The following is a 15,308-nucleotide window of genomic DNA, read 5'->3' as shown; positions in this document are numbered from 1 at the left end:
CGCCGATGCCGCCACCGGAACTTCCGCCGCTGCCCGCGCTGACCCGCGCCGAGGGCGACTTCGTCGACAGCTATCTCCAGGTCGTCGACCTGGTGGGCCGGATCAACCCGTCGCGCGCCGACGACACCTACGGCGCGCTGCGCGCCGCGCAGGCCCTGGTGTCCCGAGCGGCCGAACTGCGCGCCGCGCTGACGCTGATGCACGCCAGGGGCGAGACGCGGTTGCACACGCCGACCCTGGACCGCGCGCTGCGGGTTCTCGACGGGGAACGCAGGGCCGGGCGGGTCACCATGCCGCCCGGACCGCCGACTTGATGCGGGCGTCGGTCAACGGACCCGCGACACGACACCGAATCGGTGGCGCGGTGTCCCGTACGGACGCGTCCGTACGGGATTTGCCCGCTCGTTCGGCGTATCGACGCGCCCGCCGCGACAGGGGCGGCGACTTGCGACGGGCGGATCGGCCGTCCGGCCGCAACGCGTCGCTACGTCGCAGGTACAGCGCGTGAGCGGTCATATGGGCCGGTCACCGAATCGACCGTAGCAACCCAAATGGGCCATAAGTGACGAGAGTCACATATGGTCGTTTCGGCTCGGAATTGCGCTGAGGCCGCGTCAAGATCCGTGGGACGACAAGCCCCCGCCACCTCGGCGGGGCGGTCCGGGTGGACGCCGAGTCCTGCCGCCGCTCCGGATGCCTGGTCGACACGAGTGGATCGGCAGGAGTGGAGGACCCGAGCAGTTCGGGGCGGTCCGGCCATGGACCGTTCCTCGGGGTGAAGCCGCACACGCGGCCGGGCATCTTCGCCAGTCCGAACCCGACAGGTCATCCTTCACAGGCGGCTGACGAAGGGTTGCGCATGTCCTCGCAGACGCATGTCCCGTCGCTGCTCTCCCGGGCCGGTACCGCATCGGTCCTCCTCGCCGCCGTCGGCGGCACGATGCTGGCGCCCGGCGCCGTGTCGGAGGCCCACGCCCATCCGGCCGCCTCCAAGGCCCTGAATGTGGCCGCTTCCAAGAAGGGCGCGCCGTACAAGTACGGGGCGACAGGTCCGCATCGGTTCGACTGCTCGGGTCTGACGCTGTTCTCGTACAAGAAGGCGGGCAAGTCGCTGCCGCGTACGGCGCAGCAGCAGTACAACAAGTCGCGCCACATCTCGGCTTCCAGCCGCAAGAAGGGCGATCTGGTCTTCTTCCACTCCGGCAACCGCGTCTACCACGTCGGGATCTACGCCGGCGCCGGCAAGATCTGGCATTCGCCGAAGACGGGTCAGGTGGTACGGCTCCAGCGCATCTGGGCCAAGAGCGTCTGGTACGGCCGGGTCCGCTGACGCCCGTACGCCCTTACGCGCGTACTCCCGTACGGCGGTGCTCGGTACGCGGTGCGGCGTGCGGGTCAGCCCTGGGCCGGGGGCGTCCAGGGCAGGGTGATCCAGACCGTCTTACCGCCGTCGGCGGTGGGGGTCACGGCCACCGCTCCGCCGTACTCGGCGGCCAGCGCGCGGATGATGACCATCCCGCGGCCGTTGTCCTGCTGGACCGCGGCCGGGAGCCGCTGCGGCCACCGCGGATGGCTGTCGGTCACGCCGACGCGCAACTGTTCGTCGCGCTCCAGAGTGACGTCGACCGTGAAGGTCGGTGATCTGCCGAAAGTGTGCTGCACGGCGTTGGTCGCCAGCTCCGAGATGATCAGGCGAACCGTTTCGGCGGTGTCGGCGTCGCCCGGCAGTCCCCACTCCCCGAGGACACGCGCGACATATCTGCGAGCTGCCGGTACCGAGGCCGGATCGCTCGGCAGCGTGACGGATGCTTCTTGATGGTCTGCCATGGCGACGCTGTCCCTTTCCCACCGGGACGCAGACCGACCTATGGCAGATGCCCGCGAGTACGTCCCCGGATTGCGCTTCGCGCCACACTGCCATCAACGGCGCCCGGCGCATGGGCGATCCGCCGGGATATGACCCCGGTTGTCGCTCTAAGCGGTGAACCCTGCTACGCGAGACCGTATTTGAGCGGACTCAAGTTTCCGCCCCCGGCGACCGAGGGGGACGCCGGAGGAGGGAACGTGCCGGGGGACGTGCGCGCGCGCTCAACCGGTCGGTGCCACGGCCCCGGCGGGCGCGGTCGCGACGATCGTCGCGAGCGCCGTCCCGACCTGTTGGTCCGTCAGATCCGCGCGGGCCGTGAGCCTGATCCGGGAGATCCCGTCCGGTACCGACGGCGGCCGGAAGCAGCCCACCACCAGCCCCGCCGACCGGCAGTCGGCGGCCCAGCGCACGGCCGCGTCCGGGGACGGCGCCCGTACGGAGACGACGGCCGCGTCCGGGCGTACGGCGGACAGCCCCGCCCCGGTCAGCCCCTGGTGCAGCGCGTGTGCCACCGTCCGCGCCCGGCCCGCCAGCGACGGGTCCGCGCGCAGCAGCCGCAGACTCGCGAGCGCGGCGCCCACGGCGGCCGGCGCGAGGCCGGTGTCGAAGATGAACGACCGTGCGGTGTTGATCAGTTGGTCGATGACCCGGGCGGGTCCGAGGATCGCGCCGCCCTGGCTGCCCAGCGACTTGGAGAGGGTGACGGTGGCGACGGTCCCCGGGTCGCCCGCCAGACCGGCCGCGTGGACGGCGCCACGGCCGCCGTCGCCGAGTACGCCGAGACCGTGGGCGTCGTCCACGAGCAGCGCGGCGCCGTGCGTACGGCACACCTCGGCCAGTCGCGCGAGCGGCGCCGCGTCGCCGTCGACCGAGAAGACCGAGTCGCTGACGGCCAGGGCCCGTGAACCTTCGTACGTCTCAAGCGTCTTGTCCACGGCCGCCGGGTCCGCGTGCGCCACGACGACGGTCTCGGCGCGCGAGAGACGGCAACCGTCCACGATGGAGGCGTGGTTGGCGGCGTCCGACACCACGAGCGAGCCGCGCGCGGTCAGCGCGGTCAGGGCCGCGAGGTTCGCGGCGTATCCGGACGACAGGACAAGCGCGGCCTCGAAACCGCAGAACTCGGCCAGCTCACGCTCCAGTTCGGCGTGCAGGGCGGTGGTTCCGGTGACCAGCCGGGAGCCGGTGGCGCCCGCGCCCCAGCGGCGCGCCGCGTCGGCCGCCGCGCCCGTGGTCACCGGGTGGTGCGTGAGCCCCAGGTAGTCGTTGCTCGCGAGATCGAGCAGCGCCGAGCCGGAGTCGCGGGGCCGCAGCGTACGGACGAGTCCGGAACGCTCGCGCCGGCGCGCCTCGTCGTCGATCCAGTTGAACGGGTCCGGCGTCGATGGCGGACAGGGCCTGCGCGGCACGGACGGCTCGGTGGGCACGGCTCGGGTCCTTTTGTAGGCAGCCCACAGACCCTAACCGTGGTCGGACCGCCTTCGAGTGTGGTCATACACACACCTGAATGCACCTGTCTTGTAGGGTTCATCCTTGGCTCGGAGGCCCGCCGTAGGCCAGGATCGGCGCCATGGACCTGCTGAACACACTGGTGGAGAAGGGCCTTCGGCGCGAGCTGCCGTCGCGCGAAGAAGCGCTCGCCGTGCTGGCGACCTCGGACGACGATCTGCTCGATGTGGTGGCTGCGGCCGGGAAGGTGCGCCGCCAGTGGTTCGGGCGGCGGGTCAAGCTCAATTACCTGGTCAATCTCAAGTCCGGGCTCTGTCCGGAGGACTGCTCGTACTGCTCGCAGCGCCTCGGGTCCAAGGCCGAGATCCTCAAGTACACCTGGCTCAAGCCCGACGAGGCGTCCAAGGCCGCCGCGGCAGGGGTGGCCGGCGGCGCCAAGCGGGTCTGTCTGGTGGCGAGCGGCCGGGGGCCGACGGACCGGGACGTCGAGCGGGTCTCGCAGACCATCGGCGCGATCAAGGAACGACACGCGGAGGTCGAGGTCTGCGCCTGTCTCGGGCTGCTCTCGGACGGTCAGGCGGAGCGGTTGAAGGCGGCGGGCGCCGACGCGTACAACCACAACCTGAACACCTCCGAGGCGACGTACGGCGACATCACCACCACCCACACCTACGCGGACCGGGTGGAGACGGTGCGGCACGCGCAGGGCGCGGGTCTGTCGGCGTGCTCGGGGCTGATCGCGGGCATGGGCGAGAGTGACGCCGATCTGGTGGACGTGGTCTTCGGGCTGCGCGAGCTGGACCCGGACTCGGTGCCGGTCAACTTCCTCATCCCCGTCAAGGGCACGCCGCTGGCCGAGGAGTGGAATCTGACGCCGCAGCGGGCGCTGCGGATTCTGGCGATGGTGCGGTTCGTCTGTCCCGACGTCGAGGTCCGGCTCGCGGGCGGGCGTGAGGTGCATCTGCGCACGATGCAGCCGCTCGCGCTGCACCTGGTCAACTCGATCTTCCTCGGCGACTACCTCACCACCGAGGGCCAGGAGGGCAAGGCGGATCTGGACATGATCGCGGACGCCGGGTTCGAGGTGGAGGGCATGGGCACGACGACGCTGCCGGGACACCGCGACGGGGGCTGCGACAGTCCGTGCGACACACCGACGGCCGATGCCGGGGCGGACGCGGCGTCCGCGCGTACGGATCTGGTGACCGTACGGCGGCGCGGCGCCGGCACCGACCTGGCGCCCAATGCCTGACGCACCGGCCGCGCTCGACGCGGACGCGCTGCTGGCGCTGGACCGGGCCCATGTCTGGCATCCGTACGGCCCGATGCCCGGCCGTACCGACCCGCTGGTCGTGGAGTCCGCCACGGGTGTACGGCTGCGGCTCGCCCAACCGGCGTACGGGCAGAGCGAGTTGGTCGACGGCATGTCGTCCTGGTGGTCGGCGATCCACGGCTACAACCACCCGGTGCTCAACGAGGCGGCCCAGGGCCAGCTCGCGCGGATGAGCCATGTGATGTTCGGCGGGCTCACCCATGAGCCGGCCGTCCGGCTGGCCGCCAAGCTCGTGGAGATCACCCCCGAACCGCTGCGGCATGTCTTCCTCGCCGACTCCGGGTCGGTGTCGGTGGAGGTCGCCGTCAAGATGTGCCTCCAGTACTGGCGTTCGCTGGGCCGCCCGGCCAAGCAACGGCTGCTGACCTGGCGCGGCGGCTACCACGGGGACACCTGGCAGCCCATGTCGGTGTGCGATCCCGAAGGCGGTATGCACGGGCTCTGGTCGGGTGTGCTGCCGCGGCAGATCTTCGCCGACGCGCCGCCGGCCGACGTCGAGCCGTACGACGAGAGGTACGCGGACCACCTGCGCGCCCTCGTCGCCCGCCACGCCGACGAACTGGCCGCCGTGATCGTGGAGCCGGTGGTGCAGGGCGCGGGCGGTATGCGCTTCCACTCCCCCGACTACGTACGGGTGCTGCGCGAAGCCTGTGACGAGTACGGCGTGCTGCTGATCCTCGACGAGATCGCGACGGGCTTCGGCCGCACGGGCGCGCTGTTCGCCGCCGGGCACGCGGGGGTCAGTCCCGATGTGATGTGTGTGGGCAAGGCGCTGACCGGCGGTTATCTCACCATGGCCGCGACGCTGTGCACATCGGAGGTGGCCGAGGGCATCTCGCGCGGGGAGGTGCCCGTCCTGGCCCACGGGCCCACCTTCATGGGCAATCCACTGGCGTCGGCCGTGGCGTGCGCCTCGATCGATCTGCTGCTCGGCCAGGACTGGCAGGGGGAGGTCAAGCGGATCGGGGCGGGGCTGCGTGACGGCCTCGCCGAGACGGCGTCGCTGCCGGGAGTGCGGGATGTGCGCGTGCTCGGCGCGATCGGCGTCGTGCAGTTGGACCGCGAGGTGGACATGGCTGCCGCGACACGGGCGGCGGTGCGTGAGGGCGTATGGCTGCGGCCGTTCCGCGACCTCGTGTACACGATGCCGCCGTACGTCACGGACGACGCCGACATCGCCCGGATCTGCCGCGCGGTGGCGGCGGCGGCGCGGGAGGCGTGACATGCCCGTACTGATCGTCTCCGGAACGGGGACGGAGATCGGCAAGACCATCGTCACGGCGGCCGTCGCCGCTCTCGCGCTGGCCCAGGGCCGTACGGTCGCGGTGCTCAAGCCCGCGCAGACCGGTGTGGGCGCCGGTGAGCCGGGGGACGTGGACGAGGTCATACGTCTGGCGGGCGGCGTCACCACGGTCGAACTGGCGCGTTTTCCCGAGCCGTTGGCGCCCGCCACGGCCGCCGCGCGGGCCGGCACGCCGCCCGTACGCCCCGAGGAGATCGCCGAGAGCGCCGGAAAGCTGGCGACCGAGCACGATCTGGTGCTGGTCGAGGGCGCGGGCGGGCTGCTCGTACGGTTCGACGGCGACGGCGGCACGCTCGCGGACGCCGCCCGACTGCTCGCCGCCCCGGTGCTGGTGGTGGCGCCCGCCGGGCTCGGCACACTCAACATGACCGCGCTGACGGCGGAGGCGCTGCGGGCGCGCGGGCTGGTGGCGCCGGGGGTGGTGATCGGGAGCTGGCCGGCCGTGCCGGATCTGGCGGCGCGCTGCAATCTGGCCGATCTGCCGGACGTGGCGGGCGCACCGCTGCTCGGGGCCGTACCGCACGGCGCGGGCGCCCTGGACCCGGCCCGATTCCGGGCCGGTGCGGCCGGTTGGCTGGCTCCGGCGCTCGGCGGGGGCTGGGACGCGGAGCGGTTCACGGCGCGGTTCGCGGCGGGCGTGGTGTCGAGCGTGTCGGCCGCCTCGGCCGAACGGTAACGAGTTCCGCGCCATGAGCTGCTGAGCGCAGCCGTACGGGGAAGAATCGCGCTGTCGACCTGTACGCCGGAGGAGATCCGCGAAATGCATCTGCGCAACCGCAAGGTCACCCAGGACTCCGTGCACCACCCCGTCTTCGCGCGCTACTACGCGCGGATGAGCGTCGCCGCCGACGCCCGGGGCGGCATCGCGGCCCTCCGCGCGGAGCTGCTGGCCGGTCTGTCGGGACGGGTCGTGGAGATCGGCGCGGGCAACGGGCTGAACTTCGCGCACTACCCGGCCGCCGTCTCGGAGGTCGTGGCCGTCGAGCCGGAGCGCGGTCTGCGGCGACTGGCGGTGGGGGCGGCGATGCGGGCGAAGGTCTCGGTGGACGTACGGCCCGGTACGGCGGAGGCGCTGCCGGTCGAGAACGAGGGTTTCGACGCGGCCGTCGCCTCCCTGGTGCTGTGCACCGTACGGGATGTGCCACGGGCGCTCGCCGAGGTCCGCCGGGTCCTGCGCCCCGGTGGTGAGCTGCGCTTCTTCGAGCACGGGCTGGCGGCGGAGCGCGGTCTGGCGACGGTGCAGAAGGCTCTCCAGCGCACGGTGTGGCCCATGCTGTTCGGCGGCTGCCATCCGGCACGCGATCCGCTGGCCGCGATCCGCGACGCGGGCTTCGAGTCCGGCCCGTACCGCTCACTGCGGGTGCCGGACCCCGGCCCGCGCACGCCGACCTCACCGTGCGTGCTCGGCGTGGCCTACCGGCCACGGGCGGACCTGGTCTGACCGGGCCGGCCCCCGGCCTGGGCCAGGCCCTGTCCGGCGGACCTAGATGCTCCAGCCGCGCAGTTCCTCCGCGATGGCGCGTACGTCGGCCCTGCCGTCCTTGACCAGTCTGGCCAGGTCCCTGACCTGCTCGGGCGAGGTGACGACCTTCAGGCCGCTGGCGACGAGATAGCCGTACGCGACGGCGGAGGCGTACATGGCGTTCGACCGCTCCAGCGCGGGCACGTGCAACAGGCTCTGGAGAAGGGCCGCCGCGCGGCTGTGCGGGTCGCTGTAGACGGGGGTGCCGAATATCTGCGCCTCGTGCCGGCTGACGGCGGCCACCAGCGCGCCCCAGTCGGTGACTTGGGGATCGCCGGGCATCTTGTGCTCGGCCACCATGAGCAGCCAGGACAGATCGATCCGCAGCGTGGGGTGGGCATGTGACGGTGGGTCAGGGGTATCGGCGTTTTCCATGGAGGCTGCTGTCTCAGTAGGAGGTGGGTGTGGGGAGTTCCCGATGATCAGTATCCCCGACATGGATGAGCAGTGCGGTGATGTTGTCCTGCCCGCCCGCGTCCATGGCGTACCCGATCAGCGCCCGCGCATCCTCAAGAAGGCTGTGGTCACGCGGTGTTGAGCGCCGCGTGCGAGCGCTTGCGACGGCGCGCAGTTGTTCGGCGTCGGACAGATGGCGGGTCAACCCGTCGGTGCAGAGCAGCAGTCGGCCCGGTCCCGACGGCCGGTAGCTCCGGACGCGCGCGACCGGTTCGGTCGGTTCGTCCGCGGAGGCCCCCAACCACGCGGTGAGGGCGCCGTGTTGGCCCGAGTCGTCCTCGGTCAGCGCTATGCATGTCCCGTCGTCGGGCAGCCAGTACCCGCGGCTGTCGCCGATCCAGGAGCACCAGAGGCCCTGCGGGCCGGCGATGCCCGCGACGTACGTACATGCCGGGGCCTCGTCCACGGAGGCGGCCAGGGCGCTGACGGCGCGGCCCGCGCGTACGGCGGCGTCGCCGAGGACGGTCTCCGGCAGCGTCCCCGCCCGCAGCCCCGCCGTCAGGTGCGCCGCGCCGACGTCCGTGGCGACCTGTGCGGCCCGCTCCGCGCGGGGCGACATCGACACTCCGTCGCACACGACGCCGATCGTCCAGTCGCCGCTCGTGGTCAGCGCCATGGCGTCCGCGTTGAGGCCGCGCCGCTTGCCGCGGTCGCTGACGCCGGCGGCTCGGGTGCCGAGGGTGGTTTCGAGGTGCGAGCGGTAGGCGGGCTGGGCTTCGCCGCAGTCCCAGCAGTAGCCGTCGGGGGCGACGGTTCCGCCGCACCTGACGCAGTCGGACGGTTCAGGCGTCCCGGTCATCGGATTCATCGGCCCCGAATACTGCCAGACCGGGATCCGGCGTCAGAGCGCGCCCTCGCGGCCGGAGTCCCGCCCCGTGCCCCGGTCCGTGGGGGTGGTCTCCGCGTCGAACTCCTCCGTGAACACGGACTCGTACTGCTTCATGAAGTCGGCGGCGGACTCGACGAAGGTCTTCCCGACCTCGCCCGCGTCCTGCTTGACCAGCTCCTCGATGTAGCGATTCACGCTCATCCCGCGCCGACCCGCCTGCCGCCTGGCGGCCTCCGCGGTGGTCTCGTCCACGCGTACGTTCAACTGGGTCTTCGCCACCCCAACAAGCTAGCGCGCGGACGCTAGCATCGGCAAGTGGGCCGATTTCCGGGAGGAACGGCGTTTCGCATCGCGGAATCCGTTCGACGGTGTGGGCCGCCCGGTGCTGGGATCGGTTCATGGACTCAGCCACCAGGAACGCGCCCGGCACCCACGGCGAACCGCGGATCAGGGCCGCGACGCCGGCCGACCTCGACGCCGTGCTCGCCTTCTGGAAGATCGCCGCCGAGGGCACCAGCATCAGCGACGACCGCGAGGGCGTCGAGCGGCTGGTCACCCGCGACCCGGGCGCACTGATCATCGCCGAGGACGGCGGAGCGATCGTCGGCACCGTGATCGCCGGTTTCGACGGATGGCGCTGCCATCTCTACCGGCTCGCCGTCCACCCGGACCGGCGGCGCCGGGGTATCGGGGGCGCACTGCTCATGGCCGCCGAGGAACGCTTCGTCCAGTGGGGCGGACGGCGGGCCGACGCGATGGTGCTCGAGCGCAACACGCTCGCCCACCGGGCGTGGGACACGGCCGGGTACGGCCCTCAGCAGCAGTGGCGCCGCTGGGTGAAGTCGCTCGCCGACAGAGCCGCCGGGCCCTCTCCCCGGTGACGGGCGTCAGAGGCTGTCAGTTCTCTCCGGGGAGCAGACGCTCGAGCGCGTCGAGGCTCGAACGGGCGGCGGCCAAGGCGGACTTCGCCGAGTCGGCGCGCCCTCGGGTGGCGTCGCCGGCGGTCACCATGTCGACGGCGGACTGGCTGATCTGCCGGGCCACCGCGTCGATGTCGTAATCCACGCCCGGGTGGTACCACCACGCCACCCAATTGCACATCCCGAGCACGCTGAACGCGGCGATCCTGGGGTCGAGGGGTTTGAACTCGCCCTTGCCGACGCCTTCTTCGATCACCCCGGAGAGTGCCGCCAGCACGTCCCGCCGCGCCTGCCGGTGGCGGGAGCGCAGCGGTTCCGGGAGAACGGACTCGGTCTGGTCGTGGACGCGGAACTGGTGCGGTGATTCCGCCCGCTGCCGCACGAGCATGTCCGTCAGTTCGCGGAGCTTGCCCTCCGGGGTGAGGTCCGTCCGGGCCCACAGCGCGGCCAGCGTGTCGGCCAGCCCCAGGCTCATCCGCTCGACCAGCATCGCCAGCAGTTCCTCTTTGCTGGTCACGTAGTGGTAGAGCGCGGTGCGGGAGACGCCGACGGCCGCGGCGACGTCCTGGAGGGTGGTGTTCTCGTACCCCTTCTCGGCGAAGAGGAGCGTCGCCTTCTCCAGCAGGTCACGGGTGACCAGAGTCCGCCGGGCCGTACTGCGGCGCGTGGATCCCGGCGCCGGCGGCGGATCGGACTCCGCCGCCTCGGCGCCGGGGCTCCCCGGCCGGGTCACTTCCCGTACACCCGCCCGACGACGTACTCGGCGGCCATGATGGTTGTCAGGTTCGTCGCGGTCGACGGGATCTCGGGGAAGATCGAGGCGTCCACCACCCGCAGGCCGCCGACCCCGCGGACCGCGCCCACGCTGTCCACCACGGCCCACTCGTCGTCGTCCCCGCCCATGGGCACGGTCGAGGTGGGGTGCTCGTACGAGGCAAGATTCTCGCGGATGACGCCTTCGAGCGCCGCGTCGTCGTCCGCCACCCCGTCCCCGGGCAGCAGTTCGGCCTGTGCCACCTTCGCGAACACCTCGCCCGCGCCGACCCGGCGGCTGAGCTTGACCGCTTCCACCATGCGCCGTACGTCGCGCGGTTCGGCGAGGAAGTTGTAATCGATGACCGGGGCGTCCGTGGGGTTACGGCTGCCGAGCCGCACGCTGCCGACCGAGTCCGGCCGCATGATCGACACCGCGAGCACGATGGCACCGCCGGTCGGACTGAACGCCGGATCGATCAGGTGCGTCGCCGAGATATGGATGTCCAGCTCGTCCTCGGCCGCCTCGCCGGACGCCGTCCAGACCAGCGCCCCGCCCGGCGGCGTCATGGCGAGTTCGCCCGGCCGCAGGGAGTAGACGTTGAAGTAGAAGGGCTGGTTCCGCAACCGCTCGCCCACCGGCAGATCGGCCACGACGGGGATGTCCAGGGACCGCAGATGGCCGGCCGGGCCGATGCCCGAGCGCATCAGGATGGCGGGGCTGCCGAAAGCGCCGGCGGAGAGAATCACCTCGCCCCCGGTGAACACCGTGCCGTCCCCCGCCACGACCCCATGGGCCACACCCTTGTCGATGAGCACCCGGTCGATCTCGACGCCGCCGCGAATGGTCAGATTCGAACGCCGCCGAACCTCATCGGTCAGATAGGCCATGCCGGTGTTCTGCCGTACGCCTTCCAGCACGTTGAGCTGATAGGCGGTGACTCCGTCCTGGTCGGACCCGTTCACGTCCGCCAGTCGCTTGAACCCCTCGCTCGCGAAGGCGTCGACGAACGCCCGCAGCGACGGCGTCAGCTCGTCGTACTCCATCTGGTGGATCGGCAGCGGCCCCGAGCGGCCACGGAGGCGGTCGTCACCGGCGGAGGTGTTCTCCAGCAGCTTGTACGCCTGAAGCACCTCGGCGTCCGTCCACCCCGACAGACCGTGGGCACGCCAGGCGGCGAAGTCGGCGGGGCGGGCCCGGAGCGCGACCCCGGCGTTGACCGCCGAGCTGCCGCCGAGAACCTTGCCGCGCGGCGCCGGGATGCGGTTGTCGCCCTGGCCGGTGGCCGCGGAGTAGCCCCAGTCGTGGTCCTCGTCGCCGCCCACCCGGCCACTGTTGAGGATCACGTCGGGATACGCGTCGGGGGCGTACACCCGCCCCCCTTCGAGGAGCAGCACCTCTCGTGAGGGGTCCTCGCTCAGCCGGGTCGCGAGGACCGCGCCCGCCGAGCCACCACCCACCACGATCACGTCAAAGGTCTGCTCACCACTGGGCTGACCGGTCTGACCACTCACCGCAAACACGCTCCCTGGGCCGGACCGCGCCGGATCGGCGCGGTTCATGTGCGTCGCTCTCGCCACCACCGTATGACGCTGGTGTCGAAATTTCAACTTCTACGTCAATCACGCTCGTGGAAAGTGCTGGCGCCGAACAGCGCTCCGCGCCTACGATCCGCCCCATGCTGACCACCGACCGTCTGCTCGCCTTCGCGGCCATGTCGTTCCTGCTGATCGTCATTCCCGGCCCCAGCGTGCTGTTCGTGGTGGGGCGGGCCCTGGCACAGGGGCGGCGCGCCGCGCTGACCACGGTCGCGGGGAACACGCTGGGGGCCTACGTCCTCGTCGTGGGCGTGGCACTCGGTGTCGGAGCCGTCGTCGAACGCTCCGTCGTCGCCTTCACGGCGCTGAAACTGGTGGGCGCCGCGTACCTGATCCATCTCGGCATCAAGGCGATACGGCAGCGCGGCTCGCTGCACGCCTCGTTCACCGGCGACGGTCCCGCGCGCAGCGATCTGCGCACGTTGTGGGAGGGTTTCGCGGTCGGTGTGGCCAACCCCAAGACCATCGTATTCTTCGCCGCCGTACTCCCCCAGTTCGTCGACCCCGCCCAGGGGCACGTCACGCTCCAGATGCTGCTGCTCGGTCTGGTCTTCAACGTCATCGCGGTGGCGTGCGACAGCGTGTGGGGGCTGGCGGCGGCCGGCGCGCGGGGCTGGTTCGGCCGCTCACCGCGCCGGCTCGCCATGGTCGGCGGTGCCGGCGGGTTCGCGATGATCGGCCTGGGCGTCACCGTCGCCACGACGGGCCACAAGGACTAGGCGAGCAGGGGTTCGCCCCGTGGTGCTCCGTGGCGGCGCCCCCGGCGCCCGTCGCACGCTCACCGACAGCGGCGGATATCGCGCAGCCCGCCTTCCCCTCACCGATCATGGGACGGAGGTGACGCGATGACCGAAGTGCTCCTGCTCCTGGTGGCCGTGCTGCTCGCGCTGGCCTGTGGGGCCTTCGTCGCCGCCGAGTTCTCCCTGACGACGGTCGAGCGGAGCGACCTCGAACGGGCGGTCGATAACAACGAGCGCGGTGCGGCGAGCGCCATGAAGGCCGTACGCAGCCTCACCTTCCAGCTCTCCGGCGCCCAGTTGGGCATCACGGTCACCAATCTGGTCGTCGGCATGCTCGCCGAGCCCTCGGTGGCGAAGCTGATCCGCGGCCCCGTCGAGGCGATCGGTTTCTCGCCGTCCGTCGCGTCGTCGCTGGCGCTGGTCATCGGTACGGCCCTGTCGACCGTCGTCCTGATGGTGGTCGGCGAGCTGGTCCCCAAGAACTGGGCCATCTCCTCGCCGCTGGCGGTCGCCAAGGTGGTCGCCACTCCGCAGCGGGTGTTCACGGCGGCCTTCCGGCCGTTCATCAGCCATCTCAACAACACGGCGAACCGTCTGGTGCGGCGGCTGGGCCTGGAGCCCACCGAGGAGCTGGCGTCGGCCCGCAGTCCACGGGAGCTGGTCGCGCTCGCCCGGCACTCCGCCAAGGAGGGCGCGCTGGAGGCGGACACCGCCGAGCTGTTCGTACGGACCCTCAATCTCGCGGAGCTGACGGCGGAGAACGTGATGACGCCGCGCGTGCAGGTCACCGCGCTCGACGTGCGGGCCACGGCCGAGGACGTCGCCAACGCCACGCGTGCCACCGGGCTCTCCCGCTTCCCCGTCTATCACGACAGCCTCGACACCGTCGTGGGTGTCGCCCACATCAAGGACGTGCTGCGGGTCCCCGACGAGCGCCGCGCCCGTACGCGGGTGTCCGAGGTGATGCGTGAGCCCCTGCTCGTACCGGAGTCGCTGACCGTGGACCGGCTGCTGGACCGGCTCTCCGGGAACCGCACCATGGCGGTCGTGATCGACGAGTACGGCGGTACGGCGGGTGTCGTGACGCTGGAGGACATCGTCGAGGAGGTCGTCGGCGAGGTCCGCGACGAGCACGACCCGCACGAGACACCCGATCTGGCCCGCGCCGGGGAGGACGCCGACGGCCGCGATCTGTGGTCGGCCGACGGCGCCACGCGCTTCGACCAGTTGTGGGACATCGGGCTGCGGGCGCCGGAGGGACCGTACGAGACGCTGGCCGGTCTCGTCGCCACCGAACTCGGGCGGATCCCGGTCGAGGGCGACCGCGTGGAGCTGGGCGGCTGGCGCGTCGACGTGGTCGACGCGTCGGGACGGCGCGCCGCCCGCGTACTGCTGCACGCGCCGCTCCCGACGCCCGACACGGACCCGGGAGCCGACGGAGACCACGGCAGCGGCCGGGGCAAGGAGCGGGGCAAGGGGGCGGGACGATGATCGTGATCCAACTGCTCGTCGGACTGCTCACCTTGATCGTCAACGCCTTCTTCGTCGGAGCCGAGTTCGCCCTGATCTCGGTGCGCCGCAGCCAGATCGAACCGGCCGCCGAGGAGGGCGACCGGCGCGCGCGCAGCGTCCTGTGGGGTCTGCGCCATGTGTCGGCGATGCTCGCCGCCGCCCAGCTCGGCATCACGCTGTGCACGCTGGTGCTCGGCATCGTCGCCGAGCCGGCCATCGCCCATCTGCTGGAGCCGGTCTTCGACGCGGTGGGCGTGCCCCACGGCGTGGTGCACCCGGCCTCGTTCGTCATCGCGCTCGCCGTGGCGACCTATCTGCACATGCTGCTCGGCGAGATGGTCCCCAAGAACATCTCCCTGGCCGAACCGGTGCGTACGGCGCTGATCCTCGGCCCCGCGCTGGTGGCACTGGCCCGTGCGCTGCGTCCGGTGATCTTCACCGTCAACGCGTTCGCCAATGTTTTGCTGAGGCTCCTGCGCGTGGAGACCAAGGACGAGGTGTCGGCGACGTTCACCGACACCGAACTCGCCCGGATGGTCACCGACGCCGGCGACGCGGGGCTCCTGGACGACCGCGCCGCCGAGCGGCTGCACGACGCGCTGGAGCTGGGCCGCAGGCCGGTTCGCGATGTCGTCATGCCGCTGGAACAGGTCGTGACGGCGCGGGTGGGGACCACGCCCGTCGAGCTGGAGGCGCTGGCGGCCGACTCCGGATTCTCCCGTTTCCCGGTGGTGGACGAGTCGCGGCGGATCCTCGGCTATCTCCATGTGAAGGACGCCCTGGACGCGATGCCGCGCGACGAGCGGTTCCCGCTCTCCGGGATGCGCGCGATCGCGCAGGTGCGGGCGGACACCCCGATGGACGACGTGCTGACGGCGATGCGCCGCAGCCGTACGCATCTGGCCGCCGTGCTGGACGAGGACGGCAAGCTGGAGGGTCTGGTGACCATGGAGGACGTGCTGCGTGAACTGGTGGGGAGGCATGCGCAGGGGTCCTGAGGCCCGGCCCGGCAGGATGTACGGCGC

17 protein-coding genes and 1 riboswitch are annotated in these 15,308 nt (G+C 71.6%); of the genes, 10 read left to right on the top strand and 7 right to left on the bottom strand.

Annotated features, from left to right (window positions below; all coding sequences use genetic code 11):
* The first annotated feature begins 5 nt into the window (after positions 1-5).
* Both OG329_RS36715 and OG329_RS36710 read left to right on the top strand, forming a co-directional pair.
* A complete protein-coding gene (locus OG329_RS36715; RefSeq protein WP_405801015.1) occupies positions 6-314 on the top strand; it encodes a hypothetical protein in 309 nt (102 codons plus the stop codon).
* A 370-nt stretch (positions 315-684) separates the two neighbouring features.
* A riboswitch (cyclic di-AMP (ydaO/yuaA leader) is annotated at positions 685-856 on the top strand.
* A gap of 3 nt (positions 857-859) precedes the next feature.
* Complete coding sequence (locus OG329_RS36710) at positions 860-1,330, top strand: C40 family peptidase (RefSeq protein WP_405801014.1); 471 nt, start codon at positions 860-862, stop codon at positions 1,328-1,330.
* A gap of 65 nt (positions 1,331-1,395) precedes the next feature.
* Here OG329_RS36710 and OG329_RS36705 read toward each other — a convergent pair whose 3' ends face one another.
* Together OG329_RS36705 and OG329_RS36700 are read right to left on the bottom strand one after the other, a co-directional pair.
* Positions 1,396-1,827: an ATP-binding protein gene (locus OG329_RS36705; protein WP_405801013.1), complete on the bottom strand. Its 432-nt coding sequence runs from the start codon at positions 1,825-1,827 to the stop codon at positions 1,396-1,398.
* Between the two features lie 261 nt (positions 1,828-2,088).
* Positions 2,089-3,294 (bottom strand): 8-amino-7-oxononanoate synthase, encoded by a 1,206-nt coding sequence (locus OG329_RS36700; protein WP_405801012.1) that lies wholly within the window; start codon positions 3,292-3,294, stop codon positions 2,089-2,091.
* 143 nt (positions 3,295-3,437) lie between these two features.
* On the opposite strand from OG329_RS36700, the gene bioB reads away from it, so the two are divergent.
* From bioB to OG329_RS36680, 4 genes are all read left to right on the top strand, one after another.
* Positions 3,438-4,568: a biotin synthase BioB gene (gene bioB / locus OG329_RS36695; RefSeq protein ID WP_405801010.1), complete on the top strand. Its 1,131-nt coding sequence runs from the start codon at positions 3,438-3,440 to the stop codon at positions 4,566-4,568.
* Entirely contained in the window at positions 4,561-5,871 is a 1,311-nt protein-coding gene (locus OG329_RS36690) for an adenosylmethionine--8-amino-7-oxononanoate transaminase (RefSeq protein ID WP_405801009.1), read from the top strand. The genes bioB and OG329_RS36690 overlap by 8 nt, the downstream gene beginning before the upstream one ends.
* Position 5,872: 1 nt before the next feature.
* On the top strand, positions 5,873-6,628 hold the full coding sequence (bioD, locus tag OG329_RS36685; RefSeq protein WP_405801007.1) for a dethiobiotin synthase: 756 nt from the start codon (positions 5,873-5,875) through the stop codon (positions 6,626-6,628).
* Between the two features lie 84 nt (positions 6,629-6,712).
* Entirely contained in the window at positions 6,713-7,393 is a 681-nt protein-coding gene (locus OG329_RS36680) for a class I SAM-dependent methyltransferase (protein WP_405801006.1), read from the top strand.
* A gap of 42 nt (positions 7,394-7,435) precedes the next feature.
* Here the strand turns inward: OG329_RS36680 and OG329_RS36675 are convergent, their stop codons facing one another.
* The 3 genes from OG329_RS36675 to OG329_RS36665 are packed head-to-tail and all read right to left on the bottom strand — an operon-like array spanning position 7,436 to position 9,038.
* A complete protein-coding gene (locus OG329_RS36675) occupies positions 7,436-7,849 on the bottom strand; it encodes a fic family toxin-antitoxin system, toxin component (RefSeq protein ID WP_405801005.1) in 414 nt (137 codons plus the stop codon).
* Between the two features lie 13 nt (positions 7,850-7,862).
* Complete coding sequence (locus OG329_RS36670; protein ID WP_405801004.1) at positions 7,863-8,729, bottom strand: PP2C family protein-serine/threonine phosphatase; 867 nt, start codon at positions 8,727-8,729, stop codon at positions 7,863-7,865.
* A 42-nt stretch (positions 8,730-8,771) separates the two neighbouring features.
* Positions 8,772-9,038, bottom strand: a complete 267-nt coding sequence (locus tag OG329_RS36665) for an antitoxin (protein WP_405801003.1) — start codon at positions 9,036-9,038, stop codon at positions 8,772-8,774.
* A 119-nt stretch (positions 9,039-9,157) separates the two neighbouring features.
* Between OG329_RS36665 and OG329_RS36660 the strand changes: the two genes are divergently transcribed.
* Complete coding sequence (locus OG329_RS36660; RefSeq protein WP_405801002.1) at positions 9,158-9,640, top strand: GNAT family N-acetyltransferase; 483 nt, start codon at positions 9,158-9,160, stop codon at positions 9,638-9,640.
* A gap of 16 nt (positions 9,641-9,656) precedes the next feature.
* Here OG329_RS36660 and OG329_RS36655 read toward each other — a convergent pair whose 3' ends face one another.
* On the bottom strand, positions 9,657-10,412 hold the full coding sequence (locus OG329_RS36655; protein WP_405801001.1) for a TetR/AcrR family transcriptional regulator: 756 nt from the start codon (positions 10,410-10,412) through the stop codon (positions 9,657-9,659).
* Positions 10,409-11,947 (bottom strand): GMC family oxidoreductase, encoded by a 1,539-nt coding sequence (locus OG329_RS36650; RefSeq protein WP_405801000.1) that lies wholly within the window; start codon positions 11,945-11,947, stop codon positions 10,409-10,411. The genes OG329_RS36655 and OG329_RS36650 overlap by 4 nt, the downstream gene beginning before the upstream one ends.
* Before the next feature lie 164 nt (positions 11,948-12,111).
* Between OG329_RS36650 and OG329_RS36645 the strand changes: the two genes are divergently transcribed.
* The 3 genes from OG329_RS36645 (at position 12,112) to OG329_RS36635 (ending at position 15,281) form a co-directional block, all read left to right on the top strand.
* Positions 12,112-12,750: a LysE family translocator gene (locus OG329_RS36645; protein WP_405800998.1), complete on the top strand. Its 639-nt coding sequence runs from the start codon at positions 12,112-12,114 to the stop codon at positions 12,748-12,750.
* A gap of 126 nt (positions 12,751-12,876) precedes the next feature.
* Positions 12,877-14,262 carry a hemolysin family protein gene (locus tag OG329_RS36640; protein ID WP_405800996.1) on the top strand — a complete coding sequence of 462 codons (1,386 nt, stop codon included), beginning with the start codon at positions 12,877-12,879 and terminating at the stop codon, positions 14,260-14,262.
* Positions 14,259-15,281, top strand: coding sequence for a hemolysin family protein (locus tag OG329_RS36635; protein ID WP_405800994.1), 1,023 nt, complete (start codon positions 14,259-14,261; stop codon positions 15,279-15,281). Before OG329_RS36640 ends, OG329_RS36635 begins: the two co-directional genes overlap by 4 nt.
* Positions 15,282-15,308 lie beyond the last annotated feature (27 nt).

Origin of the sequence: Streptomyces sp. NBC_01506 (assembly GCF_045040295.1) — a bacterium.
Taxonomy (GTDB): Bacteria; Actinomycetota; Actinomycetes; order Streptomycetales; family Streptomycetaceae; genus Streptomyces.
Note: the sequence above shows the minus strand (reverse complement) of the source record. Positions and strands in the feature narration are given on the sequence as shown.